The 24,953-nt window shown below is 68.9% G+C and carries 21 protein-coding genes and 1 tRNA gene; 7 read left to right on the top strand and 15 right to left on the bottom strand.

The window, feature by feature from the left end:
- Positions 1 to 59: 59 nt before the first annotated feature.
- The 5 genes from MIAR_RS09990 to MIAR_RS10010 form a co-directional block, all read right to left on the bottom strand.
- Positions 60 to 860: an inositol monophosphatase family protein gene (locus MIAR_RS09990; RefSeq protein WP_285634931.1), complete on the bottom strand. Its 801-nt coding sequence runs from the start codon at positions 858 to 860 to the stop codon at positions 60 to 62.
- Entirely contained in the window at positions 857 to 1,936 is a 1,080-nt protein-coding gene (locus MIAR_RS09995) for a hypothetical protein (RefSeq protein WP_285634934.1), read from the bottom strand. Before MIAR_RS09995 ends, MIAR_RS09990 begins: the two co-directional genes overlap by 4 nt.
- A gap of 85 nt (positions 1,937 to 2,021) precedes the next feature.
- Positions 2,022 to 2,828: an enoyl-CoA hydratase/isomerase family protein gene (locus tag MIAR_RS10000; protein WP_285634936.1), complete on the bottom strand. Its 807-nt coding sequence runs from the start codon at positions 2,826 to 2,828 to the stop codon at positions 2,022 to 2,024.
- 65 nt (positions 2,829 to 2,893) lie between these two features.
- Entirely contained in the window at positions 2,894 to 3,385 is a 492-nt protein-coding gene (locus MIAR_RS10005) for an FBP domain-containing protein (protein WP_285634939.1), read from the bottom strand.
- A gap of 104 nt (positions 3,386 to 3,489) precedes the next feature.
- Entirely contained in the window at positions 3,490 to 4,191 is a 702-nt protein-coding gene (locus MIAR_RS10010; RefSeq protein ID WP_285634942.1) for an ankyrin repeat domain-containing protein, read from the bottom strand.
- Positions 4,192 to 4,373: 182 nt separating this feature from the next.
- Here MIAR_RS10010 and MIAR_RS10015 point away from each other — a divergent pair, with 182 nt between their 5' ends.
- Complete coding sequence (locus MIAR_RS10015) at positions 4,374 to 5,789, top strand: hypothetical protein (protein WP_285634945.1); 1,416 nt, start codon at positions 4,374 to 4,376, stop codon at positions 5,787 to 5,789.
- A gap of 55 nt (positions 5,790 to 5,844) precedes the next feature.
- Here MIAR_RS10015 and MIAR_RS10020 read toward each other — a convergent pair.
- Positions 5,845 to 5,928 (bottom strand) — tRNA-Tyr (locus MIAR_RS10020).
- Positions 5,929 to 6,058: 130 nt separating this feature from the next.
- The gene (locus tag MIAR_RS10025; RefSeq protein WP_285634948.1) at positions 6,059 to 6,979 is read right to left on the bottom strand and encodes a carbohydrate kinase family protein; all 921 of its coding nucleotides are present in this window, start codon (positions 6,977 to 6,979) and stop codon (positions 6,059 to 6,061) included.
- A gap of 116 nt (positions 6,980 to 7,095) precedes the next feature.
- Between MIAR_RS10025 and MIAR_RS10030 the strand changes: the two genes are divergently transcribed.
- Positions 7,096 to 7,704, top strand: a complete 609-nt coding sequence (locus tag MIAR_RS10030) for a hypothetical protein (protein WP_285634954.1) — start codon at positions 7,096 to 7,098, stop codon at positions 7,702 to 7,704.
- Between the two features lie 70 nt (positions 7,705 to 7,774).
- Here the strand turns inward: MIAR_RS10030 and rpoC are convergent, their stop codons facing one another.
- Both rpoC and rpoB read right to left on the bottom strand, forming a co-directional pair.
- Entirely contained in the window at positions 7,775 to 11,641 is a 3,867-nt protein-coding gene (rpoC, locus tag MIAR_RS10035) for a DNA-directed RNA polymerase subunit beta' (RefSeq protein WP_285634956.1), read from the bottom strand.
- 47 nt (positions 11,642 to 11,688) lie between these two features.
- Positions 11,689 to 15,189 (bottom strand): DNA-directed RNA polymerase subunit beta, encoded by a 3,501-nt coding sequence (gene rpoB / locus MIAR_RS10040; RefSeq protein WP_285634957.1) that lies wholly within the window; start codon positions 15,187 to 15,189, stop codon positions 11,689 to 11,691.
- A gap of 316 nt (positions 15,190 to 15,505) precedes the next feature.
- Here rpoB and MIAR_RS10045 point away from each other — a divergent pair, with 316 nt between their 5' ends.
- The 4 genes from MIAR_RS10045 to MIAR_RS10060 all read left to right on the top strand — a co-directional run bounded on the left by MIAR_RS10045 (position 15,506) and on the right by MIAR_RS10060 (position 18,826).
- Positions 15,506 to 16,732 carry an LCP family protein gene (locus MIAR_RS10045; RefSeq protein ID WP_285634960.1) on the top strand — a complete coding sequence of 409 codons (1,227 nt, stop codon included), beginning with the start codon at positions 15,506 to 15,508 and terminating at the stop codon, positions 16,730 to 16,732.
- A gap of 22 nt (positions 16,733 to 16,754) precedes the next feature.
- Entirely contained in the window at positions 16,755 to 17,624 is an 870-nt protein-coding gene (locus MIAR_RS10050) for a spermidine synthase (RefSeq protein ID WP_285634963.1), read from the top strand.
- A gap of 95 nt (positions 17,625 to 17,719) precedes the next feature.
- A complete protein-coding gene (locus MIAR_RS10055; RefSeq protein WP_285634966.1) occupies positions 17,720 to 18,250 on the top strand; it encodes a hypothetical protein in 531 nt (176 codons plus the stop codon).
- A gap of 87 nt (positions 18,251 to 18,337) precedes the next feature.
- Complete coding sequence (locus MIAR_RS10060; RefSeq protein WP_285634968.1) at positions 18,338 to 18,826, top strand: SprT-like domain-containing protein; 489 nt, start codon at positions 18,338 to 18,340, stop codon at positions 18,824 to 18,826.
- A 259-nt stretch (positions 18,827 to 19,085) separates the two neighbouring features.
- Here the strand turns inward: MIAR_RS10060 and MIAR_RS10065 are convergent, their stop codons facing one another.
- The 5 genes from MIAR_RS10065 to MIAR_RS10085 form a co-directional block, all read right to left on the bottom strand.
- A complete protein-coding gene (locus tag MIAR_RS10065; RefSeq protein WP_285634971.1) occupies positions 19,086 to 19,460 on the bottom strand; it encodes a DUF3054 domain-containing protein in 375 nt (124 codons plus the stop codon).
- Between the two features lie 73 nt (positions 19,461 to 19,533).
- Positions 19,534 to 20,196, bottom strand: a complete 663-nt coding sequence (locus MIAR_RS10070) for a 2-phosphosulfolactate phosphatase (RefSeq protein WP_285634975.1) — start codon at positions 20,194 to 20,196, stop codon at positions 19,534 to 19,536.
- A 281-nt stretch (positions 20,197 to 20,477) separates the two neighbouring features.
- Positions 20,478 to 21,953 (bottom strand): ABC transporter permease, encoded by a 1,476-nt coding sequence (locus MIAR_RS10075; protein WP_285634979.1) that lies wholly within the window; start codon positions 21,951 to 21,953, stop codon positions 20,478 to 20,480.
- Complete coding sequence (locus MIAR_RS10080; protein ID WP_285634982.1) at positions 21,950 to 22,711, bottom strand: ABC transporter ATP-binding protein; 762 nt, start codon at positions 22,709 to 22,711, stop codon at positions 21,950 to 21,952. Before MIAR_RS10080 ends, MIAR_RS10075 begins: the two co-directional genes overlap by 4 nt.
- 94 nt (positions 22,712 to 22,805) lie before the next feature.
- Complete coding sequence (locus MIAR_RS10085; protein ID WP_285634985.1) at positions 22,806 to 23,279, bottom strand: carboxymuconolactone decarboxylase family protein; 474 nt, start codon at positions 23,277 to 23,279, stop codon at positions 22,806 to 22,808.
- Between the two features lie 70 nt (positions 23,280 to 23,349).
- Here MIAR_RS10085 and MIAR_RS10090 point away from each other — a divergent pair, with 70 nt between their 5' ends.
- Entirely contained in the window at positions 23,350 to 24,204 is an 855-nt protein-coding gene (locus tag MIAR_RS10090) for a LysR family transcriptional regulator (RefSeq protein ID WP_285634987.1), read from the top strand.
- Positions 24,205 to 24,216: 12 nt separating this feature from the next.
- Here MIAR_RS10090 and MIAR_RS10095 read toward each other — a convergent pair whose 3' ends face one another.
- Entirely contained in the window at positions 24,217 to 24,852 is a 636-nt protein-coding gene (locus MIAR_RS10095) for a response regulator (RefSeq protein ID WP_285634990.1), read from the bottom strand.
- Positions 24,853 to 24,953 lie beyond the last annotated feature (101 nt).

A 24,953-nucleotide genomic window follows, 5' to 3' on the forward strand; every position in this document is an offset into this window, starting at 1 on the left:
ACAGATAAACACTGTACAGGCACATGGCTGGGAAAGCCATGGGTCTGAACAAACTCGCGTCAGCCGCCCGCCCCAGCACCGGACACGATCGACCGCAGCCGATCGTGCACGGCCGCGCCTCCGGCGACCAGCATCGGCCGTGCGGCGTCGAGCTCGAGTCGGCTCACCGCGCCGCCGGCCTCACGGACGAGAATCGCCCCCGCCGCGAAGTCCCACGGGTTGAGACCCCGTTCGAAGAATCCGTCCAGCCGGCCCGCCGCCACATAGGACAGGTCGATCGCGGCGGATCCCATCCTGCGCAGGTCGCGCGCCATGGTCATCACCCGGCGCACCATCGCCAGGTCGCCGTCGTGCGTGGCCGGGTCGTAGCCGAACCCGGTGCCGAGGAGGGCACCGGCCGGCGTCTCGTCGGTCACGCGAAGACGGATGCCGTCGAGCCAGGCGCCCTCGCCGCGGGCAGCCGTGAAGAGCTCGCCGAGCGCAGGAGCGGACACCGCGGCCGCGACCCCGTCCCACTGCTCGGGATCGGGCTCGCCCTCGACGACGGCGATGCTCACCGAATAGGCGCCGATGCCGTAGGCGTAGTTGACGGTGCCGTCGATCGGATCCACCACCCAGGTCAGGCCGGTGGAGCCTCGCTCTGCACCCGTCTCCTCCCCCAGGAACCCGTCGCCAGGGCGCTCGGTGCGCAGACGTTCGCGGATCAGCTGCTCCACCTCGCGATCCGCCTCGGTCACGATGTCTGCCAGCGTCGACTTGGTGGCTGCCAGCGAGACCCCCTCGCCGCGACGGCGCTTCGCGAGCTCGCCGGCCTCGCGGGCGATGTCGGCCGCGAGTGCGCCGAGCTCGACCGCGCTCACAGACCCGCCCCCGGAGCCGCGGGAGGCGGCGGCGGGAACGCGTCGTACGCCGGTGGCGACTGCGGCGCGGCGTCCGGCGGGGACGGCTCAGCGGATGCCGGCGCGACGGGCGCCTGGAACGGCTGAACCGGAGCGGCCGGAGGCGTCGCGTCCTGGATCGGGAAGGACTGAGGAGCGGCACCCGGAGCGGTCGGCGCCGCAGCATCCGGTACCTGTGCCGCCGGCGCCGCGGGCGGGAGCGTCGGGAAGGACTGCGCCGGTACCGCGTAGGTCGGGTGTCCCGTGTAGTAGGCGTTCCAGTCCGGCGAGCCGTCGGGCAGGACGGGCAGCGGGGTGCGCCCGTCGGCGTAGGTCGGCCACGCGGTGACGCCCTGGGCCGTCTGCGGAGCGACCGCCGCGCCTTGCGGCGGACCCACCGGAGCCACGTGCGGCGCGAACGAGGGCTTCTTCTTCGGAGCGAACAGGGCGTTCAGCAGCGGAATGAGCGTCGTTCCCACAGCCACCAGGATCGCGAGTGCGATCACGATACGCCAGTACAGGTCGTCGTAGCGGAAGAGGTCGGGGAAAGTCAGGTAAAAGACCAGCAGCGCCACCAGCAGCGCGAGCAGCGCGATGGTGACGATCGCGATCACGCGCGTGAAGGTGGTGACGTAGCGCTTCGACGCCGGCAGGAACAGGCGCACGTGCACCAGCGCGAGCTGCATGATCCCGACCACGAGGAGCAGCTGCCAGAAGCGCAGCAGCGACCATCCGCCGAACGGGTCGTGCTCCGGCATCCAGATCTTCACCGCACCCACCAGCAGCGCGACGATCCAGGTGATCATGCTCGAGAGGGCCAGCCACTCCGGCCGATGCTCCGCGAGATGCGACTCCATGATCGCGATGCCGGCGAACACCGCGAGCAGCAGGATCGTCAGGAACGCCCGGCCGATGATCCCGTCCTGGTCGCCGATCAGCACCCAGACGACGCAGACCAGGGCCGCTGCGATCAGCGATCCGATCGCGATCCAGATGGCCGAGCGCATGAGCTTCGACGACATCTGCTGGACTTCGGAACGTGGCGTGCTGTCGGACATGCTGATCCTCCCGGCGATGGTCATCCCATCCTGCCATGCGGCGCCATGACGGCCCGCCGGCTGTGGATAACCCGGCCGGTGCGAGTCAGCGCGCGGACTTGCTGGATGCCGCGGCGAACGCGGCGACACGCGCCTTGGCATCAGGCGTGTCGAACGCCTCGCCGATGGAACGCGCCTCCTCCGCGACCTGCTCGGCGAACGTGCGCGTGGGCTGCGAGCGGATCAGGCGCTTGGCCTGCCCGTACGCGCCGGAGGCACCCTTCAACCAGAAGCGTGCGACCTGCTCGGCGCGCTCGCGCACGGCATCCGCTTCCGCCTCGGCATCCGCACCTTCGGTGCCGGCGACGGCCTCAGCGACCAGACCCCATTCCACGGCCTCGTCGGCGGACAGCATCCGGTCCTGCAGCACCAGCTGCAGTGCGCGGCGCTCGCCGATCGCCCGCGCCAGCTGCGCGGTGACCGACAGGTCGGGCGTGAGTCCGATGTTGGCGTACAGGCTGCCGATCTTGGACCCCGCGCCGATGACGGCGTAGTCACTGCACATCAGGATTCCGAGGCCGCCGCCGGCGGTCGTGCCGTGCGCTGCCGCGACCACCGGGATCGACGAGGTGGTCAGCGAAAGGATGCCCTCGTTGATGACGTGCGCGAGCGCGGTGATGTCCTCACCGCTGCCCATTTCGCTCGCCATCGCGAGCACGTCCCCGCCGGCGCAGAAGGCACGGCCGTTGGCATCCAGCAGGATCGCACGCACATCGTCGCGTGCGACGGCCTCGGCGGTGACGTCGCGCCAGGCGTGGGCGAGGTCGGCGTCGAACGCGTTCAGGCTGGCGGGGCGGTTCAGCGTCAGCCGGGCAAGCCCCTGGTCGACCGTGAACAGGATGGGATCGGTCATGGCTCTCCTTCGACGCTCCAACACGCAGATCTTGAGTCTCAGCCTAGCTGGGACTGAGGTTCATGTCAGTCCTCAGACAGGACCCGCACGACGAACGCCTCCATGCGGTGACGCGTGCCGTCCAGGCGCGTGTCGACCTGTCCGGGCGCACGCACCTCGTTCGGAGCCAGCGGATGCGCCAGCCGCACGTTGTCATGGCACGAGAGGTCCGCGCAAATATAGGTGCCCGCGCTGTCGCCGCGGCGGCCCTTCGCTCCCCCACGGCGCGCAGTGAGCAGTGCCACCTGGTTGCCCGGCTGGAGCGTATGGCAGATGTTGCACATGCCCGACCGCACCCGTGCGGGGTCGGTGGCGCGCAGCACGATCCCCATCGGTTGGCCCTCGTGCTCCACGATCACGACTGCACGGCGGCTGGACTCCGGGTCGCGCCAGGCGAGGAAGTCGAGATAGTCCCAGTCGGTCAGGATGAAGTCGTGCGGCATCCCGATCTGGGCGATCTCATCGGCATCCGCGTTGCGGATAGACGCGCGGATCTGGTCCTCGGTGAGTGGTCGCATCGATTCAGTCTAAGAAGGATCCGCCACGAAGGGGTGTCGCGCGGCCGGGGACGCAACAGCCGGCCGCGCGAGCCTGTGGGGCGATCAGCGGGGACCCGACTCGCTCACGCCGCCGCGTCGATCACGGCCACGATCTCGTCGTAGCCCTTCTGCTCGGCGAGCTCGCGCGCGGTGAATCCGCCGTTCTCGGTGATGCTCGGGTCCGCTCCCGCCTCGAGCAGCAGGCGCACGGCCTTGACCTGATCCGGGCCGCCGTCGTTCAGGACGATCGCCTCGTGCATCGCGGTCCAGCCCAGGTCGTTCACATGGTCGAGCGGCACGCCTGCGGCGATCAGGATGCGGATCGTGCTGACATGCCCGTGCTCGCTCGCCGGGATGAGCGCTGTGCCGCCGTAGCGGTTGGTGCTCTTCACGTCGGCGCCCGCGTCGATGGTCATCTTCAGGATCTCGTCGAGGCCCTCAGCGCCGGCGTAGAGGAATGCGGAGTCCTGGATGCCGTCCTTGGCGTTCACGTCGGCGCCCGCGTCGATGAGGACCCGGGCGACTCGTGCATCGTTCTTCTTGGTCGCTGCGATCACCGGGGTCGCGTCGTTCGGGCCGCGCGACTCGAGATCGGCGCCGTCGTCGATGGCCTGCCGGGCGGCGTCGGCATCCCCGGAGTCGACCGCGCTCCACAGCGCCTTGGTCGCGTCGGACCCGCTGTTGCCGGACCTGCCGGATGCCGGAGAGCACGCCGTCAGGACGCCGACGGCGAGCGCGGTGATGAGCGCGATCACGCCCGTGCGGATGGTGCGATTCGTGGTCATGTGCGCCTCCTCAGGTCAAGATCGAAATGGTATACCAAAACTCCTGAGGGTGACCTGGGAGCGTCTGCCGCAGCCCCATAGGGAGCAGCATGGTTCGAGTCAGCGACGATCACCACAGGAGCATCCGAATGATCGCGCGTGGTGATTCTTTGATGTCGTAGGCCCGCTCTACCGTGGGCGGCATGAGAGAGCAGGAATCCACGGAGCCAGCGGACGCGTCTCCACCTCCCGGGGCGACCCCCGAAACGGCGCAGGTGCGGGTTGCCTACTTCGCGATCCATGGCATCGGACGCCAAGGAGAGGGTGAGACGGCAGGCGACGTGGCGAGTGCCTTCAGCGACGCCGCCAGCACATTGGGCATTGACCTCGAAGAAGCCGGATCGCCCGCATCCGAGGACTCCTCAGTGCTGCGGTCCACCGACGGCAGTGTCCTCGTGCGATTCATCGACGGCTGGTGGGACGGACATGTCACGCCCCCACCGCTCGGCCGCGTGCTGCGCTGGATGCTGCGAGTGACACCGTTCATGACGCTGATGGTGATCGCGGGATGGATGCTGGATCTCCAGGCTGCGGCTCAGACCGCGCCGCGGCGGTGGAAGTATCCGTGGGAGGTCCTGGGCATCGCGGCGGCGGCCTTCGCTCTGCTGTTCCTGCCGGCCCTGATGATCGTCCTGGTCATAGCGAACCTCGTGATCATCAGGAGGCCCGATGCCTGGCCGAGACTGACCGACATCGTCCTCTCGACGATGGGAGACGCGTGGCTGTACCGCTCCGACGAACTCGACGACGACGTTCTCTCGCGGCTGCGCGCGCAACTCAACGATGTGCGCGATTCTTCCGATCACGTGGTGCTCGTCGGACATTCCCAGGGTGCGGAGATCGGTCGCCGGCTGGCTCTGGACGGCGGGATCGACGCGTGCATCTGGGTGGGCGGCGCGCTGATACCGCTGGCGGTCGCACGCACAATGCGGCGCAGCCGGTCTCTGCCCTACGTGCTGTGGTGCTACGTGCTCATCTCGCCGCTGCTGTTCAGTCTTCTCGTCGCCTCTCTGCTGCAAACACTCGGCGGCTTCATCTGGACACTGCTGGATTCGTTCCTCTCCGTCGTCTCCGGCGCGGTTAAGCCGACCGCGGGACTCGAACCTATGCGTCAGGCGCCGTGGGACCTGACGGGATCCTTTCTCGCGCACCTACCACTGCTGCTCGGTTTCGCCACGTTCTCGCTCCTGTCGGCACTGCTGCTCCGGAAGCTCGCGCGGTGGCCGTCCGACCTCACGCAGTCGCCAGACTGTCCTGTCATCATGGTCAAGTCGCTCGCTGACCCGGTGTGCTTCGGGCACCTGGACACCGCGGCGGCTGTGCGCTATGTGCCGATCCGCGCGGGACGCGCGGTGTGGCGCGAGCACGTCGCCTATTTCGAGAAGCCAGAGACCGGGTCAGCCCTGTGGGAGCCGCTGCTCGGGCCCGAGGATGCTCCTCCGCCGTACGAACCGAGATTCGGCGTGATGACGAAGATCGTCGCAACCGTCGCAGCTGCCGGCCTGATAGCGGCAGCCTATGCCCTAGGTTCTGCCGTGTTGAACGCCTTCGGATGGTGAGTGATCCGGACGAGAAAGACTGAAGGCCCCCGCTACGCGAGGGCCTTGAGTCACATGGTGGCAAGTGAGGGATTCGAACCCCCGAAGCTTACGCGGCTGATTTACAGTCAGCTCCCTTTGGCCGCTCGGGCAACTTGCCAGTGCACCCCCGTCCGGCTTGTCCAGTCAACCGGGGGCGCGAAGATCAAGCATACCTGCCGGAGTCGCCCGGTAAGAAATCGAACCTCGATCCCGCGCGCGCCGCTGCTCGTGGCGGCCGCGCCCTGGCGTCAGCTGCCGAAGACGCCGCGCTCCGACTCGGCCAGCGACTCGGGCGTGCGCAGCAGGCCTCCCTCGGAGCGCACGGTAGCGGCGGCGATCAACATCGCCCGATCGAGCAGCGCCTGCCACTCCGCGGCCGACGACGGATGTCCGTCGACGAGCCCCTCGGCGACCCCCGCCAGCGTGGCATCACCCGCGCCGACGGTGTCGACGACACGACCGGGCAGCGCGGCGATCGGGGCGGTGAGCTCACCGGCCTCCGTCTCCAGAACCGCGCCGTAGGCTCCCGCCGTGGCCAGCACCGCGCGCACGCCCAGGTCGCGCAGCCGCCGACGCAGAGCGTCCAGGTCTCCGTCGTACAGCAGCGCGGCGTCGTCGGCTCCCACCTTCACGAGCTCGGATCGCGCGGCGAGCGTCTCGAAACCGCGCACGAACTCCGCGCGGTCGTGCAGCATGCCCGCACGCGGGTTCGGGTCGATCACCAGGCGCGCCCCGCCGACGGCATCCGCCAGCGATCGCACCTCGGCCTCGACGTCGAACGGGAAGCAGCTCACGGCCACCAGCGCCGCCGCGGCGATCGCATCGCGCGCGGGATCGGAATAGCGGATGCTGCGTCGCTGCGCGGCCTCGTTGAACACGTACTCGGGCTCGCCGTTCGCCGCACGCTGCACGATCGCGCGCGACGAGCCGTGCGCGGACGGGCTCTCGATGAGCGTCACGTCGTGGTCCGAGAGGTACTCGCGGATGTGGTCGCCCGCGGCATCCGCCCCCACCATCGCGATCAGCGTCGCCGGCACGCCGAGCCGGCGCAGCCCGACGGCGACGTTCAAGGCGGCACCGCCGACCAGCTCGCGGACGCCCGAAGCGTCCCGGATCTCGTCGATCAGCGCGTCGCCGATGACGACGACCCCACGGTGTTCAGTGCTCACGTGGCGAGACTACCGCGCGAGGCAGCCCTGCATCCGCCGGATGAACGGCATCCGGTCGCGCGCACCGGACGGCGCGGCGCGCTCTCCCGGGCTTCCTCCAGTCCTACTCTGTGGGCATGAAGCTCCGCGACGGCGCGGCGGCCGCGCTCATCCTCGCAGGCGTCGTGATCCTCGCGGCCTGCACGCCCTCCGCTGACGACGCGACGCCGTCCGGCAGCGCGAAGCCAACGGCATCCGCCTCCTCGTCCCCGGAGCCGACGAAAGAGCCCTCGACGAAGCCGACGCCCTCTCCCACCTCGACCGTGAAAGCCATCGCGCTGCCGAAGGACTGCAAGGCGATCCTCTCCGAGCAGGTGCTCGCGCAGCTCGAGGACGTGCCAGTGAACGACCCCGCCTTCGGCGAGAGCGGCACTCTCAAGAACGGCACGCTGGTGTGCATCTGGGGCTCACCGCAGGCCGACACCACCGGTCTCACGACCCGGATCGAGCGGATGCCCCGCGGCAAGGCACTCGACATGCTCAACGCCCTCGCGGACACCGAGGGGTACTCCTGCTTCACGCCCTCGGGCGGCACCCGCTGCGAGAAGACCTGGCAGAACGAGAAGTACCCCGTTACGGACGGCCGCACCCTGTTCTGGCGCGATGACGTGATGATCGACACGCGCTACTCGAACCTCGCGCCGAAGGGCTACACCTCCGCGATAGTCAAGTCGATCTGGGGCTGAGCGCCCGCCCGGGAACGCGAAAGGCCCCGGCCCTCCTGAGAGGGTCCGGGGCCTTCAATCACGTCAGAACTCAGTTGTAGGTGCCGGGCGTGATGTCGTCGGTCGAGAACGCGTCGAAGTCGACGTAGCCGAAGTCGCCGTCGGCGTACGCACCGTCGGATGCGAAGATCCGGTTCGGGTAGCGCTCGCTCTTGGCCTCCTCGGTCGCCTCGACCGTGATGTCACGGTACTTCGACAGACCGGTTCCGGCCGGGATGAGCTTACCGATGATGACGTTCTCCTTGAGACCGACCAGCGGGTCGCGCTTGCCCTCCATGGCGGCCTGCGTGAGCACGCGGGTCGTCTCCTGGAAGGACGCAGCCGACAGCCACGACTCGGTCGCGAGGGACGCCTTGGTGATACCCATCAGCTCCGGGCGACCGGACGCGGGGCGCTTGCCCTCGGACACGGCCTCGCGGTTGATCTGCTGGTAGCGCTTCAGGTCGACCATCTCACCGGGGAGCAGCGTGGTGTCGCCGTGGTCGACCACGGTGACCTTGCGCAGCATCTGGCGCACGATGACCTCGATGTGCTTGTCGTGGATCGGCACGCCCTGCGAGCGGTACACGCCCTGCACACCGCCGACGAGGTACCTCTGCACCTCGCGGGCACCCATGACACGCATGACCTCCTTGGGGTCGAGCGTGCCGACCTGCAGGGGCTGACCGACCGTGACGTGCTGGCCGTCCTCGACGAGAAGCGTCGCACGCTTCAGCACCGGGTAGACCACTTCCTCGTCACCGTTGTCGGGCGTGAGGATGACCTTCTTGGCCTTCTCGTTCTCCTCGATCGTGATGCGGCCGTCGGCCTCGGCGATCGGGGACGCGCCCTTCGGCGTACGAGCCTCGAAGAGCTCCTGCACACGCGGCAGACCCTGGGTGATGTCACCCGCGGATGCCAGGTGGAAGGTACGCATCGTCAGCTGGGTACCGGGCTCACCGATCGACTGGGCCGCGATGATGCCCACGGCCTCACCGATGTCCACCGTCTTGCCGGTGGCCAGCGAGCGGCCGTAGCACTGCGCGCAGACACCGACGGCCGAGTCGCAGGTCAGCACGGAGCGGACCTTGATGGTCTCGACACCGGCCGCGACGAGCTTGTCGATGAGCACGTCGCCGACGTCCTCACCGGCGGTGGCGAGAACCTCGCCGGCCGCGTTGACGACCTCGGATGCCAGGGTGCGGGCGAACACGGAGTTCTCCACGTTGGCCTCGCGGACCAGCTCACCGGCGGCGTTGCGCACGGCGATCGGAAGCTCCAGGCCCTTCGACGTGCCGCAGTCGTCCTCACGGATGATGACGTCCTGCGAGACGTCCACCAGACGACGGGTCAGGTAACCCGAGTCGGCGGTGCGCAGAGCGGTGTCAGCCAGACCCTTACGGGTACCGTGCGTCGCGATGAAGTACTCCGCCACCGACAGACCCTCGCGGTACGAGGAGATGATCGGACGCGGGATGAGCTCACCCTTCGGGTTGTTCACCAGACCGCGCATACCGGCGATGTTACGGATCTGCAGCCAGTTACCACGGGCGCCCGAGGTCACCATGCGGTTGATGGTGTTGTCCTCCGGGAAGTTCTCCATCATGGCGGCCTGGACCTCGTCGGTCGCCGACGTCCAGATCTGGATCAGCTCGCGACGACGCTCAGCATCCGTGATCAGACCACGGTCGTACTGACCCTGGACCTTCTCGGCCTGCTTCTCGTAGCCCGCGACGATCTCACCCTTGTTCGGCGGGGTGACGACGTCACTGAGCGCGACGGTCACACCGGAACGGGTCGCCCAGTGGAAACCGGCATCCTTGATGCGGTCCAGCGACGCGGCGGTCTCGACCTTGGGGTACTCCTCGGCGAGCTTGTTGACGATCTGCGACAGCTTGCCCTTGTCGGCGACGCCGCGCACGAACGGGTAGCCCTTCGGCAGAGCGTCGTTGAAGATCGCCTGGCCGAGCGAGGCGTCCACGAGGCCGTGGCGCTCGTAGCCCTCGGGGGCTTCGCCCTCGAGGAAGGTCAGACCCGGGATGCGGATGCGGACCTTCGCCTGCAGGTCGAGGGTGCCCTCGTCGTTGGCGAGGATCGCCTCGCCCACCGAGCCGAACGCACGACCCTCACCGGCAGCGCCCTCCTTGACCGTGGTCAGGTGGTGCAGACCGATGATCATGTCCTGCGAGGGCAGGGTGACCGGACGGCCGTCCGACGGCTTGAGGATGTTGTTCGAGGCGAGCATCAGCACGCGGGCCTCGGCCTGGGCCTCGACCGACAGCGGCAGGTGAACTGCCATCTGGTCACCGTCGAAGTCGGCGTTGAACGCCGCGCACACCAGCGGGTGCAGCTGGATGGCCTTGCCCTCGACGAGCTGCGGCTCGAAGGCCTGGATGCCCAGGCGGTGCAGGGTGGGGGCGCGGTTCAGCAGCACCGGACGCTCGCGGATGATCTCCTCGAGCACGTCCCACACCTCGGGACGGGTGCGCTCGACGGCACGCTTGGCGGCCTTGATGTTCTGCGAGTGACCGAGGTCGATCAGGCGCTTGATCACGAACGGCTTGAACAGCTCCAGCGCCATCTGCTTGGGCAGACCGCACTGGTGCAGCTTGAGCTGCGGACCGACGATGATGACCGAACGGCCCGAGTAGTCCACGCGCTTGCCGAGCAGGTTCTGGCGGAAGCGACCCTGCTTGCCCTTCAGCATGTCGCTGAGGGACTTCAGGGCACGGTTCCCGGTACCGGTGACGGGACGACCACGGCGGCCGTTGTCGAACAGCGCGTCGACGGCCTCCTGCAGCATCCGCTTCTCGTTGTTGACGATGATCTCGGGGGCGCCGAGGTCGATCAGACGACGAAGACGGTTGTTGCGGTTGATCACGCGACGGTACAGGTCGTTCAGGTCGGAGGTCGCGAAGCGGCCACCGTCCAGCTGCACCATCGGACGCAGCTCCGGCGGGATCACCGGGACGACGTCCAGCACCATGGCGGCCGGGCTCATGCCGGTCTCCAGGAAGGAGCTGACGACCTTCAGGCGCTTGATCGCACGGATCTTGCGCTGGCCCTTGCCCTCGGAGATCTGCAGACGCAGGTTCTCGGCCTCGCCCTGCAGGTCGAAGGTCTCCAGGCGGCGCTTGATCGACTCGGCACCCATGTGGGCCTCGAAGTACTGACCGAAGCGGTCCTGCAGCTCGTGGAACACGTCGTCCTCGGGGCGCAGGGCGCCCACCTCGAGCGTGCGGAAGTCCTCCCACACGCGCTCGAGCTTGGCGATGGCCTCGTCGGCACCCTTGCGGGTGAGGGCCATCTCCTTCTCGGCGGCGTCCTTGACCTTCTTCTTGGCGTCAGCCTTGGCACCCTCCGCCTCCAGGGCGGCGAGCTCCTCCTCCAGCTTGGCCATGCGCTCCGCGATCTTGGCATCGCGGCGGTCGCCCAGCGTCTTCAGCTCAAGGCGGATGTTGTTCTCCTGCGTGGCGAGGTCGCGGTGACGAGCATCCTCGTCGACCGAGATCACCATGTAGGCGGCGAAGTAGATGACCTTCTCGAGGTCCTTCGGCGCCATGTCGAGCAGGTAGCCCAGGCGCGAGGGCACGCCCTTGAAGTACCAGATGTGCGTCACGGGCGCGGCGAGCTCGATGTGGCCCATGCGCTCACGGCGGACGGAGGACTTGGTGACCTCCACGCCGCAGCGCTCGCACACGATGCCCTTGAAGCGGACGCGCTTGTACTTGCCGCAGGCGCACTCCCAGTCGCGGGAGGGTCCGAAGATCTGCTCGCCGAAGAGGCCGTCCTTCTCGGGCTTCAGCGTGCGGTAGTTGATCGTCTCGGGCTTCTTGACCTCGCCGTAGGACCATCCGCGGATGTCGTCAGCGGTCGCGAGGCCGATTCGAAGCTCATCGAAAGTTGTTGCGTCGAGCACTTGTTCTCCTGTGTAGAAAAAATCTGTCGCTTGTCGAAGGTCCGAGATCAGATCTCGTCGATCGATGCGGCTTCGAAACGGCTGGAGATGTTGATGCCGAGCTCCTCCGCCGCGCGGAAGGCCTCGTCATCGGTGTCGCGGAGGTTGACCGCGGTGCCGTCGGCCGAGAGCACCTCGACGTTCAGGCAGAGCGACTGCATCTCCTTCATGAGCACCTTGAAGGACTCGGGGATGCCGGGCTCCTGGATGTTCTCGCCCTTGACGATCGCCTCGTACACCTTGACGCGGCCGAGGATGTCGTCGGACTTGATCGTGAGGAGCTCCTGCAGCGCGTACGCGGCACCGTAGGCCTCGAGGGCCCACACCTCCATCTCACCGAAGCGCTGGCCACCGAACTGCGCCTTACCACCGAGCGGCTGCTGGGTGATCATCGAGTACGGGCCCGTCGAGCGCGCGTGGATCTTGTCGTCCACGAGGTGGTGCAGCTTCAGGATGTACATGTAACCGACCGAGACGGGCGCCGGGAACGGGTCGCCGGAGCGGCCGTCGAACAGCTGGGTCTTGCCGGAGCGGTCGATCAGGCGGACGCCGTCACGGGTCTCGAGAGTCGAGTCCAGGAGACCTGCGATCTCCTCCTCGCTGGCACCGTCGAACACCGGGGTCGCGACCTTGGTGTTCGGGGCGACGTCGCGGGCGTCGTCGGCGAGCTTGACGGCCCACTCGGGGTTGCCCTCGACCTTCCAGCCCGTCTTGGCGATCCATCCGAGGTGGGTCTCGAGCACCTGGCCGAAGTTCATTCGACCCGGGATGCCGAGCGGGTTCAGCACCACGTCGACCGGCGTTCCGTCGGAGAGGAACGGCATGTCCTCGACCGGCAGGATCTTCGCGATGACACCCTTGTTGCCGTGGCGGCCGGCGAGCTTGTCGCCCTCGGTGATCTTGCGCTTCTGAGCGATGTAGACCACGACGCGGCGGTTGACGCCCGAGCCCAGCTCGTCGTCGCCCTCCTCGGCGTTGAACTCCTTGACGGCGATGATCGTGCCCTGCTCACCGTGCGGCACCTTCAGGGAGGTGTCACGGACCTCGCGGCTCTTCTCGTTGAAGATCGCGCGGAGCAGGCGCTCCTCGGCCGACAGCTCGGTCTCGCCCTTCGGCGTGACCTTGCCGACCAGGATGTCGCCGGGGCGGACCTCGGCGCCGATGCGGATGATGCCGCGCTCGTCGAGGTCCTTCAGCAGCTCGGGGCTGACGTTGGGGAGGTCACGGGTGATCTCCTCCTTGCCCAGCTTGGTGTCGCGGGCATCGACCTCGTACTCCTCGATGTGGATCGACGAGAGGGTGTCCTCCTTCACCAGATCCTGGCTCAGGATGATGGCGTCCTCGAAGTTGTGGCCCTCCCACGGCATGAACGCGACGAGCAGGTTCTTGCCGAGCGCGAGCTCGCCGTTGTCGGTGGCGGGACCGTCGGCGATGACCTCGCCGACCTCGACGCGCTCACCGGCGTTGACGATCACGCGCTGGTTGTAGGACGTGCCCTGGTTCGAGCGGTCGAACTTGCGCAGGTGGTACTCCTGCGTGCCGCCCTCGTCGAGCATGACGACGACGCGGTCCGCGGAGACCTCGCTGACCACACCGGCCTTCAGCGCGGTGACGACGTCACCGGCGTCGATGGCGGTGTAGCCCTCCATACCGGTGCCGACGAGCGGCGAGTCGGAACGGAGCAGCGGCACGGCCTGACGCTGCATGTTGGCACCCATGAGGGCGCGCTGCGCGTCGTCGTGCTCGAGGAACGGCACCAGCGAGGTCGCGACCGACACCATCTGGCGCGGCGAGACGTCGATGTAGCCGATCTCCTCGGGCAGGAACAGGTCGACCTCACCCGATCCGCCGCGGGGGCGGGCCAGCACGTGGCTCTCGGTGAAGCGGCCGTCTTTCGTGAGGGGCGCGTTCGCCTGGGCGATGTTGAAGTCGGCCTCTTCGGCGGCGGTGAGGTAGTCGATCTGGTCGGTGACCCGGCCGTCCTCGACCTTGCGGTACGGGGTCTCGATGAAACCGAAGGAGTTGATGCGCGCGAACGTGGCGAGCGCACCGATCAGGCCGATGTTCGGGCCTTCAGGGGTCTCGATCGGGCACATGCGGCCGTAGTGCGAGGGGTGGACGTCACGGACCTCGACGCCGGCGCGGTCGCGGCTCAGACCACCGGGGCCGAGGGCCGAGAGGCGGCGCTTGTTGGTCAGACCCGCGAGCGGGTTGTTCTGGTCCATGAACTGCGACAGCTGCGAGGTGCCGAAGAACTCCTTGATCGCGGCCACGACGGGACGCACGTTGATCAGGGTCTGCGGGGTGATCGCCTCGATGTCCTGGGTGGTCATGCGCTCGCGGACGACGCGCTCCATGCGGGACAGACCGGTGCGGACCTGGTTCTGGATCAGCTCGCCCACCGCGCGGATGCGACGGTTGCCGAAGTTGTCGATGTCGTCGACCGCGATGCGGATCTCGGCCTTCTTGCCCGAGCGGATGCCCTCGAACGACTCGTCGCCGCGGTGCAGGCGCACCAGGTACTTGATCGTCGCGACGATGTCCTCGACGGTCAGCACCGAGTCGGTGAGGGAACCTGCCAGGCCCAGCTTCTGGTTGATCTTGTAACGACCCACCTTGGCCAGGTCGTAGCGCTTCGGGTTGAAGTAGAAGTTGTCCAGCAGCGCGCGGGCGGCCTCGGCGGCGACCTGCTCGCCCGGACGGAGCTTGCGGTAGATGTCGCGGAGCGCGTCCTCCTTGGTGAGGATGGTGTCCTTCGCGAGCGTCTCCTCGATGGAGGGGAACCCGGCGAACTCGGCGAGGATCTCCTCGCTGGTCATGCCGAGGGCCTTCAGGAAGACCGTGACCGACTGCTTGCGCTTGCGGTCGACGCGCACGCCAACCTGGTCGCGCTTGTCGATCTCGAACTCGAGCCAGGCGCCGCGGCTGGGGATGACGCGCGCGGTGACGATGTCCTTGTCCGAGGTCTTGTCGGGGGTCTTGTCGAAGTAGACACCCGGCGAGCGGACGAGCTGCGAGACGACGACGCGCTCGGAGCCGTTGATGATGAACGTGCCCTTGTCGGTCTGCAGGGGGAAGTCGCCCATGAAGACCGTCTGGGTCTTGATCTCACCCGTGAGGTGGTTCATGAACTCGGCCTCGACGTACAGCGGCGCGGCGTAGGTCTTGCCGCGCTCCTTGCACTCCTCGATCGAGTACTTCTCGGGCTCGAGGTAGGGGTTCGTGAACGAGAGCTGCATGGTCTCGCCGAGGTCCTCGATCGGCGAGATCTCCTCGAAGATCTCGCCCAGGCCGGACACCTCGGGGACGTCGCTGCGGCCGGCCTTCTTGGCCTCTGCGACCCGGGCCTTCCAGTCGTCGTTCCCGACGAGCCAGCCGAACGACTCCGTCTGCAGTGCGAGCAGATCGGGAACCGTCAGCGTGTCGGAGATCTTGGCGAACGAGAGGCGGGAGACTCCGCGGCCGTTCTTCTTGGTGGTGGATGTGGATGCGTTGCGAGCAGCAGCCAAGGGAGTAACCTCCGTGAGCCCGGGCAGGGGCTGGTCGATTCCTAGACGTCGGTGGAGTGCACGCTCGAGAACTCAACAATTGCCGACCACCATATGAGGGCATGGAGAAGCGAGCGCAACTACCTACTATAGGCACGAATCGGCGACATGGCAAGCTGAATCCTTGACCAATCCTGAAAGCTGCGGTATGGGTCGCTGAGCCGGGCCCACGCGCCCCCGAGGCTCCGGACGGCGCGAAGCGACGTTCGGAGTGGGGCGTGGGGATCGAAGCGCGCTCTCGGTCGGCGGTCGGGAGCCACAGGTAGGGTCGGATGCCATGAAGCGGACCCCGATGGCGCAGCACGCTCCGAATCGCACGCCGACGGCGTGGGCCACTCTGCTGCGTCTGCTGGGTATAGGACTGGCCGTCGTGACCGTCTCCGCCGTGGCCGTCGCCGGGTACGTCGTGGTCGATCTCACGCAGCGTGCGGGCGCGGATGCCGTGAAGCTGGAGGCGGCGCCGACAGTGCCGCCGCCGTCACTCGGCGAGTTCGAGGGTCCGTTCTCGATGCTGCTGATCGGCACGGACGAGTGCGGCGAGGTGTCGAAGCAGGTGCTCGGCGAGCGCTGCCGTCGTGAGGACGGCATCCTGAACGACATCAACCTCCTCGTGCATGTCTCGGCGGCGCCGCGGCACGTGACCGTGGTGTCGCTCCCCCGCGACCTGATGCTGAAGGTGCCGGACTGCAGGCGCGAGGACGGCAGCACGGCATCCGGAATGCGCAAGGCACCCATCAACACCGTCTACTCCCACGCCGGGCTGTCCTGCGTCGCGAAGACGGTGTCTGAGCTGAGCGGGATGGACATCGGCTTCGCCGCGAAGCTCAGCTTCGACGGCGTGATGAAGATCACGGATGCCATCGGCGGCGTCGAGGTGTGCATCGGACCGAAGGGCCTGCACGACAAGAAGTACACCGGGATCGACTGGCCGCCGGGACCGAGGACGATCAAGGGGTTGGAGGCCCTGCAGTTCATCCGGGTGCGGCACGGGATCGGCAACAACAGCGACCTGTCTCGCATCTCCAACCAGCAGCAGTACATGTCGCGGCTGGCGCGCACGATCCTCAGCAGCGAGACGCTCACCGACATCCCCAAGATGCTGCGTCTGGCCAGCACGATCGTGGACAACGTGCAGGCGAGCGACGAGCTGGCCGACCCTGTCCGCCTGGCGCAGCTCGCACTGACCATGAAGGGCGTGCGCTACGACGACTTCCTCTTCCTGCAGCTGCCCACGCTCGACGACCCGGATGCGCCGACTCGGCGCGTGGTGGAGAACACCGGCGCAGCGAAGCCGATGTGGGAGGCGATCAGGAACGGCGGGTCCATGCAGATCACCGGCGCCGCGAGCAACGGCGGCAGCGCGACGGTCGAGACACCTGCCACGCCTCCGCCCCCGACAGCCCCCTCCCCGACTCCGTCGTCGACTCCCCCGGACACCACCGTGCTCCCCTCCGAGATCACCGGCATCGACCTCAACCAGGAGACCTGCACCGGCAGCCACTGACGCGCTCGGTAGGCTCGTTCCCATGGGACGAGCACGCGGGAAGGATGCCGAGAACCCGCGTGCGCGGCTGGACCACGGCGGCACCGCCGAGATCGCGCCGAGCGAGTTCACCAGCGGCTTCGAGCTGATCGTCGACGGCACGCCGCAGTCTCACGTCGATCTCGAGGACCCCACGCATCTGCACTTCGAGTACATCGTGCGGATGGGCGCCGTGATCGATCAGCTCGGACCTTCGGCATCCGCTCCGCTGAGCGTGGTGCACCTGGGTGCGGGCGCGCTCACCATCCCTCGCTACATCGACGCGACCCGACCGGGTTCGCGGCAGCAGGTGATCGAGTGGGAGGCGCCCCTGGTCGCGCTGGTGCGCGAGCATCTGCCGCTGCCGCGCGGCGCGGCCGTCCGCATCCGCATCGGCGACGCCCGCGAGGGGCTGAAGCGGCTCCCTCCCGCACTGCACGGACAGTGCGATCTGGTGGTGTCGGATGTGTTCTCGGGCGCGCAGACCCCCGCGCATCTCACCAGCGTGGAGTTCTACCGCGAGATCGCCGAGCTTCTGGCGCCCGGCGGTGTGCTGCTCGTGAACGTCGCCGACGGACCCGGCCTCGCCTTCGCCCGGCGGCAGGTCGCCACCGCCGCGACGGTGTTCCCCGAGGTGGCGCTGCTCGCCGACACGCAGGTGCTCAAGGGCCGCCGGTTCGGGAACCTCGTGCTCGCGGCATCCGCTCTGCCCCTGCCCACCGACTGGCTGCCGCGGATGCTGGCGGCCGGCCCCCACCCCGCCAAGATCGCGCAGGGCGAGGAGGTCGCGGCGTTCGCCCGCGGCGCGTCGATCGCGACGGATGCGGATGCCGTGGCCTCTCCGCGTCCGGACTCGAGCCTCTTCCTGCGCTGACATCCTGTTCCGGTCCGCTCCTCGCAGGGCGTGCCTCGCCCCGTTCCCAGGTCGGCGATGCAGACTGGATGCTGCGCGGAGAGGAGCCAGCAGTCGTGAATTTGATCCAGGGTTACGACCCCGACACCCTTCGTGAGATCGTCAGCGAGCGCGAGTGCCTGATGCGGCTCGCCGAGATCGAGAACCAGCGCAGCCTGCCGGTGCTGCTCGAGCGCGTGTGGCTGCTCAAGGTGCTCGATCGCCTCGACGAGGCCCTCGAGACCGCCGAGGAGACCGTGCGCCAGGCGCGGATGGCCGGCACCCGCAAGGACCTGCTTCGGGCGCGCGTGCTGCACGCCACCGTGCTGCAGCATCGCGGTGCACATGCCGCAGCCGCGCTGGAGCTCGCCCACAGCGCGAGTGAGGCGGAGGGCCAGGGCTGGATCGGCATCGCGGCCTTCGCTCATCAGCACCACGGGAAGAACGCCTACGAGGCACGCGACTTCGAACAGGCCCGCGACAGCTTCAAGCGCTCCCTGTTCCTGCGTCGCGAGGCCGGCGCCGATGACGCCGAGCTGGAGCAGGCGCTGCGCGCCATCGAGGCCGCAGAGCGCCGCAGCGCCGAGGGCGCCGACGCACTGGTCTGAGGACAGGATCCTGAGCCCGGTCCGCCCCGGCTCGCTGAGCCCGTCGAAGCGGAGCCCGATGTCGGCCGACGGCTTTACTCTGATCTCATGGCCGATCTGAACCGCGTGCGAGTCTGGGCACAGGCGCTGATCGACATGCACCTCGACGACACGTGGAGCTTCGACTTCGACCACGCCAAGCGACGCGCGGGGCTGTGCGACTACCGGCGCAAGCGCATCACCGTGTCCCGCTACCTGGCCGCCCGGTTCGAGGATGACGAGATCCATCAGACGCTGCTGCACGAGGTCGCGCACGCCGTCGCCGGGCACACCGCCGCGCACGGGCCGGAGTGGAAGCGCGTCGCGCGGGACCTCGGCTATGTGGGCGGCACCACCCACCACGGCGAGACGGCCACCGAGCTCGCCCCCTGGGTGGGCACCTGCCCCGTCGGACACGTCACCTACCGGCATCGCCGCCCCGCTCGCGAGACGTCCTGCGCGCGATGCTCACGCAGCTTCGACAACCGCTACCTGTTCGCGTGGACCCGCCGCGAGATCACGGCCGCCGACCGCCGCGCCGCCCAGCTCCCCCGCTGACCGATCGATCCGGCAGCGTCCGCGCCCGAACTCTGCTCCGTTCGACGCGCGCCTCACGCGGAAATGTGCGCTTCGCGCGGAGAGAACCCCGGAATCCATCCGCGGGAACTGCACAAACCCGCAGGAAACGCACGCCCTCAGCATCCGTGCGCCTCGCGCGGAAAAGTCCACTTCGCGCGGAGAGCATCCGGGATTCCATCCGCTGCACGCGCACAGCCCGCGCGAGGCGCACGGCGGCGGAGCGGCGTGTGTGCGGGGGTCAGGCCTGCTCGCGCGGGCCGCGGTAGCGGCGCACGAGCAGCGCGATCAGGCGCCAGCCGAGCAGGAAGACACCCAGGACCACGGTCGCCACGATGATGAACGGCGCCTGGGCGGTGTCGCCTGTGGCGATGCGCAGCAGCATCCCGCCGGCGACCGTCACGATCCAGGCGACCACTCCCCAGCCCAGCGACCAGGGGCGGCGCGGGCGTGCCGGCACGAGCATCGCGAGCAAGTGCCCGACGACCAGGGCGACGAGGAACGGCCACGCGGTGATGAGGAACCCGATCGGGTCCTCACCGTGCGACGCGCGCCCGATGACGGCGAAGATCAGCACCAGCACGGCGTCGAGCACGAAGGCGGGAAGGTACCTCATGCAAGAACCCTATGCGCATCCGCCGGCGGCCCGGCGCGGCGCGCGGCGCACGCCGGCAAACACGGGAACGCCCTCAGACGAAGCGCTCGAAGGAGCCGTCGCGCAGCACGGGGACGGCGTCCACGGCATCCGGCTCAGCCGCCTCCTCCGTGGTCGCGGGGCGGATGCCCGCCTCGACCATCCGCGCGGTCGAGGCCACTCCGTCCACCAGCTCGCGTCCCGACCCACTGGCGCTGAGCAGGTGCCGCAGAGCCCGGCGCAGGGCGCGGAACGACTCGGCGGCAACAGCCGCATCGGGCGAGGAGTGATCGATGCCGAGGTCGGTCAGCGCGGCGATCACGGCCCCCGCACCGAGCTGGTCCTCGACGGCGAAGCGCAGGTCGCCGGTGGGGGTCCTCTCCCCCGCGGCGATCACGGTCACCGACGTGCGTGCAGCGCGGCGCTCCTGCAGAGTCATGACGGCACGGGCGGTCGCCGCGGCGTTTCGGATGCCGCCGACCAGCACGATCGCCCCTGTCTCAGCCGCCGCGGTCGCCACGTCGGCGCCGTTGGACGACCAGATCCGGGCATCCGCCAGCTCGACGGAACGCCCCTCGGCGACGAGGTTCGCCAGCGTCGACGAGAACCGCAGCACGTCGACGACCACGACGATGTCGGCCGGGGCCAGCCGGGCCAGCCCCTCCGCACCCCACTCGACGCGGACCTGGTAATGCGACTGATCGAACGGCGACGGCATCTCTCCAGCCTATTGCCCAGGATGCCGCCACCCGTCGCCCGTTCCCGCCCGCCGACCCAGCACCCGCCGACGCTTCGGCCCGGATCAGAAACGCATCCCCGGTCGCCTCCGGAGATGCGTTTCTGATCCACGCTGCGGGCGCGGATGCACTTCTGATCCACGCTGTGCCGGTGGGCGCCGGCCGACTGCTCGATGATGCCGAGCCACCACGCAGATCACAGTGATCCGCGAGGTGGCTCGGCGATTGCGTGGTGGCTCGGCACGGCCGGATCCCGCCCCACTCAGTCGGCGGCGAGTGCTTCGACGGGAGCGACCCGGGTCGCCAGGCGAGTGGGCGTCACCGCGGCGATCACGGTGAGCAGGGCGGTGGCGACGACGATCGCGGCGACGGGCATCCACGGCACAGCCGGGTACACGAACCCGGCGGGCTCGAAGCTCGGCAGCACGGGCACCGCGCCCAGCAGCGACTGCGCGGCGATCCAGCCGTACACGACGCCGAGGACGAGCCCGGTCAGAGTCGCCGCGACCGTGATGTGCACGGCCTCCAGCAGCACCATCCGCCGCACCTGTGCACCAGTCAGCCCGATCGCGCGCAGCAGGCCCAGCTCGCGGCGGCGCTGCACGACGCCGATCGTGAGCAGGTTCACCAGGCCCACGGCGGCGATCACGGCCGACACCGCCACGAGCACCATCATGATGTTCGCGAAGGCGTCCATCGGCGCGAAGAAGTCGGAGGGCACGTCGTCCGTCTGCCGCATCATGAGCGCCTTCGACGACTCCAGTGCGACGGCGAACATGGTCACGAGGGCGACGCCCATCACCACGCCGATCGCCATCCGGCTGGACCGCTCCGGATAGCGCAGGGCGTTCTCCGCGGCCAGGCGCGCGGTGGCGCCCCTGCCGAACAGGCGTCCGACCAGCCGCAGCACGGGCGGCATGAACAGGGCCGCGCCGGTCACGATGCCGGTGAACGAGAAGACGCCGCCGAAGAACGCGACCACCACGCCCAGCGGGGTGATCAGGCCGATCACGACGCCGGCAGCCAGCAGGGCCGCGCCGATCAGCAGCAGCACGAGCGCGCCGACGTGCTTGCCGCGACGGCCGGCGACCTCGTCATGCGTGCGCTCGACGGAACCGCCCAGTGCCTGCAGAGGGGTGACCGTCAGCACCCGGCGCGAGCCGATGTACGCGGCGAGCCAGGTCGTGAGCGCGACGCCGATCACCGGCAGCGCGATACCGGGCTGCACGAGCGTGACGCTCTCCGGAACGCTCGGCATCAGGCTCTGACCGATCAGCATCCCGACGCCGGACAGGGCCAGACCGACGACCAGCCCGATCGCGGCGCCGATCAGTCCCACGACGAGACCCTGACCGGTCACCTCGGCGCGCTGCGACCGGGCGGATGCCCCGATCAGCCGCATCAGCGCGATGCGGCGCGTGCGCCCGGCGATGATCGTGGAGAAGGTGTTCGCGGTGACAACGGCGGCGACGTACATCGCGACCCCGGTCAGCAGCACCGACAGGATGATCACGACGATCGCGAGGGTCTCGCTGTCGCCGATGAACGGGTCGGCCTGCAGCACGGCGCCGATGTAGGCGGTGACCTCGACGAGGAACACGCCGAAAGCGGCGGCGAGCGCCGCGACGAGCACGCTCGCACCCATGCCGCGCTCGCGCAGCCACGCCAGCCGCGGGCGGGTCGCCGCCGTCTCCGGCACGACCGTGCCGATGGCGGTGTCCGAGGCGACGGCGGTCATGCCGCCACCTCGGCCGCGAGCATGTACGCCGCGATCTGCTCGGCGCTCTGCTGCGGGTGATCGGCGGTGATGCGGCCGTCGCCGAGGAACAGCACACGGTCGGCGTGGCTCGCGGCGATCGCGTCATGCGTGACCATGGCGATGGACTGACCGTGCTCGCGGCTCGCGGACGCCAGCAGCTGCAGCACCTCGCGCCCGCTGCGGGAGTCGAGGTTTCCGGTCGGCTCGTCGGCGAAGACGAGGTCGGGCGCGGTGGCGAGCGCACGGGCGATCGCGACGCGCTGCTGCTGACCGCCGGACAGCTCGTGCGGGCGGTGGTTCAGGCGGGAGGCCAGGCCCAGGCGCTCCACCAGGCCGTCGATGCGGGTCTTCTCGATGACGGAGGGCCGGCGGCCGTCGAGCTCGAACGGCAGCAGGATGTTGCCGAGTGCATCGAGGGTGGGGACGAGGTTGAACGCCTGGAAGATGAAGCCCACGCGGCGACGGCGCAGGATGGTCAGCTCGAGGTCGTTCAGGCCCGTGATCTCGGTGTCACCGATCCACGCACGCCCCTCGGTCGGTGCGTCCAGACCCGCCATGATGTGCATGAGCGTGGACTTGCCGGATCCGGACGGACCCATGATGGCCGTGAACTGGCCGCGGCGGATGCCCACGCTGATGTCGTCGAGGGCGCGCACTCCGGCGGCCCCTGCGCCGTAGGACTTGGTGAGGTGCTGGACGCGTGCGGCGAGGCCGAGGTCCGAAGTCGTGATCTCCATGTCATCGACGCTATTCGCGGCCTCCACGGCGCCGCATCGCCCGCGGGGAGCATCCCTCGTACATCTGGAGGATGATCCCCGCGGCCGGCGAGTCTCAGACCCAGGCGTGCGTCGAGACGCCGACGAGGTTCCAGGCGTTGATCGTCACGATCAGCGAGACGAGTGCGCCCAGCTCCTCCGGCGAGAAGACCAGCGCCGCAGCGGCCCAGTCGGCGTCGGGCACATGGGTCTCGGATGCCCGGGTGATGCTCTCGGTCAGCGTGAACGCCGCGCGCTCGCGTGCGGTGAAGAGCGACGACTCGCGCCACACCGCCACCGCGGCGATCCTGGCGAGGGTGTCGCCGGCCTTCTGCGCGTCGCCGGTGTGCAGGTCGACGCAGTAGCTGCATCCGTTCAGCTGCGAGGCACGCAGACGCACCAGTTCGCGGAGTCGGGTGTCGAAGCCGACGGCGTCCAGTTCTCGCACCATCGCGTTGTCGAGATGCGCGAGGGCCTTCGAGAAGTGCGGGGCGACGGTGTCGATGTCGAGGCGGACGAGAACGGGTACGGGCTGATCTGTCGTGGTCATGCATCCAGCCTCACGCGAGACAGATCATCTGTCCAACAGCTGATTCAGATCGCTATCATCTGTTCTGAATATGGAGATCCATCAATTGCGCTACGCCGTCGCCGTCGCCGAGATCGGCTCGTTCACCGCGGCCGCCGAGGCGGTCAATGTCAGCCAGTCGGGTGTGAGCACGCAGGTGCAGAAGCTCGAGCGGGAGCTCGGTGTCGCGCTGTTCGATCGCAGCGGCCGCCGCGTGGTTCTCACCGCCGACGGCGAGCGGATGCTGCCGGCGATCCGCGCGTCGCTCCGCGCCCTCGGCGAGATCCGCACGACCGCCGCGGACCTGCGCGGACTGCTCCTGGGATCGCTGCGCGTCGGAACCGTGTCGGGGCTGACCTGGCCGCGGCTGTTCGACGCGCTCGGGGAGCTGCACAGGGCGCATCCCGGGCTGGAGGTCCGACTGCACGAGGACACGTCGGAAGACCTCGTCTCCGCGCTGCGCCACGGTGAGCTGGACATCGCCGTGGTCGCCTGGGCGCAGCATCCGCCGGCTGGGCTCGAGACCGCCACCCTCTTCGACGACCCGCTCGTCGCCGTGGTCGCGCCGGACCACCCGTGGGCGTCGCGGCGCAGCATCCGCCCCGCTGAGCTGGACATGGTCGACGTCATCTCCCTGCCGCGCGGCACCGGAGACCGCGCCGCCCTCGCACAGCTGCGCCCCGGCTTGGAGCCGCGGTGGGAGGTGTCGACCCCGTGGTTCATCGAGCGGCTCGCCGCACGCGGCCTGGGCGTGGGGGTCGTCAGCGACGCCACTCGGAGACGCTGGGACGAGGTCCGGGCCATCCCCGTGGACGCGCCCGATGTGCGCTCACGGCTCGGCATCGCGTGGCGCCCCTCGCCCTCACGCGCCGCAGAAGCCCTTCGCGCACTGCTCGTCGCGCCCTGAGAGACGCCGCGCTCAGGCCAGGCCGTGCTCGAAGGCGAAGACGACCAGTTGCACGCGATCGCGCAGAGCGAGCTTGGTGAGGATGCGGCTGATGTGCGTCTTCACGGTCGCCTCGCTGAGGAACTCGCGCGTCGCGATCTCGGAGTTCGACAGCCCCCGCGCCGCGAGAGCGAAGATCTCCCGCTCGCGATCGGTGAGGTCGGCGTAGCTCGGCGGCACCGGCTTCGTCTCGGAGGTGAAGTGCGCGAACAGCTCGCGGGTGGCGGATGCCGCGATCACGCTCGATCCGGACTCCACCGTGCGGATGGCGGCCAGCAGGAACTCGGGGTCGGCGTCCTTGAGCAGGAACCCGCTGGCGCCCTGCTGGATGGCGCGGGCGGCGGCCTCGTCGAGGTCGAACGTGGTGAGCATGACGATGCGAGGAGCGTTCGGCTGCTTCAGCAGCTCGGCCGTGGCCGTGAGGCCGTCCATCACAGGCATCCGGATGTCCATCAGCACGACGTCGGGCCGGGTGCGCGCGACGACGTCGAGCGCCTCGCGGCCGTCGCCGGCCTCCCCCACGACGTCCATGTCGGGCTGCGAGCCGACGAGCATCCGCACCCCCGCGCGGAACAGCGCCTGGTCGTCGACGAGCACGACCTTGATCATGATGACCCCTCCTGGCCGGGGAACGAACCCCGGCATCCATCTTGGCGGGTCGCGGTGACCGCGACGTCCAGGATTACCGCGCGGTCGCGGTGCCGCCGACG

The organism is Microbacterium arabinogalactanolyticum, from assembly GCF_030268005.1.
In the GTDB taxonomy this organism is placed as follows: Bacteria; Actinomycetota; Actinomycetes; order Actinomycetales; family Microbacteriaceae; genus Microbacterium; species Microbacterium arabinogalactanolyticum.

Excerpts from the sequence above, each read along its gene's own strand:
- MIAR_RS09995 (WP_285634934.1), bottom strand. The coding sequence starts at position 1,936 with ATGTCCGACAGCACGCCACGTTCCGAAGTCCAGCAGATGTCGTCGAAG.
- MIAR_RS10000 (WP_285634936.1), bottom strand. The coding sequence starts at position 2,828 with ATGACCGATCCCATCCTGTTCACGGTCGACCAGGGGCTTGCCCGGCTG.
- MIAR_RS10005 (WP_285634939.1), bottom strand. The coding sequence starts at position 3,385 with ATGCGACCACTCACCGAGGACCAGATCCGCGCGTCTATCCGCAACGCG.
- MIAR_RS10010 (WP_285634942.1), bottom strand. The coding sequence starts at position 4,191 with ATGACCACGAATCGCACCATCCGCACGGGCGTGATCGCGCTCATCACC.
- MIAR_RS10015 (WP_285634945.1), top strand. The coding sequence starts at position 4,374 with ATGAGAGAGCAGGAATCCACGGAGCCAGCGGACGCGTCTCCACCTCCC.
- MIAR_RS10030 (WP_285634954.1), top strand. The coding sequence starts at position 7,096 with ATGAAGCTCCGCGACGGCGCGGCGGCCGCGCTCATCCTCGCAGGCGTC.
- MIAR_RS10045 (WP_285634960.1), top strand. The coding sequence starts at position 15,506 with ATGAAGCGGACCCCGATGGCGCAGCACGCTCCGAATCGCACGCCGACG.
- MIAR_RS10050 (WP_285634963.1), top strand. The coding sequence starts at position 16,755 with ATGGGACGAGCACGCGGGAAGGATGCCGAGAACCCGCGTGCGCGGCTG.
- MIAR_RS10060 (WP_285634968.1), top strand. The coding sequence starts at position 18,338 with ATGGCCGATCTGAACCGCGTGCGAGTCTGGGCACAGGCGCTGATCGAC.
- MIAR_RS10065 (WP_285634971.1), bottom strand. The coding sequence starts at position 19,460 with ATGAGGTACCTTCCCGCCTTCGTGCTCGACGCCGTGCTGGTGCTGATC.
- MIAR_RS10070 (WP_285634975.1), bottom strand. The coding sequence starts at position 20,196 with ATGCCGTCGCCGTTCGATCAGTCGCATTACCAGGTCCGCGTCGAGTGG.
- MIAR_RS10075 (WP_285634979.1), bottom strand. The coding sequence starts at position 21,953 with ATGACCGCCGTCGCCTCGGACACCGCCATCGGCACGGTCGTGCCGGAG.
- MIAR_RS10080 (WP_285634982.1), bottom strand. The coding sequence starts at position 22,711 with ATGGAGATCACGACTTCGGACCTCGGCCTCGCCGCACGCGTCCAGCAC.
- MIAR_RS10085 (WP_285634985.1), bottom strand. The coding sequence starts at position 23,279 with ATGACCACGACAGATCAGCCCGTACCCGTTCTCGTCCGCCTCGACATC.
- MIAR_RS10090 (WP_285634987.1), top strand. The coding sequence starts at position 23,350 with ATGGAGATCCATCAATTGCGCTACGCCGTCGCCGTCGCCGAGATCGGC.
- MIAR_RS10095 (WP_285634990.1), bottom strand. The coding sequence starts at position 24,852 with ATGATCAAGGTCGTGCTCGTCGACGACCAGGCGCTGTTCCGCGCGGGG.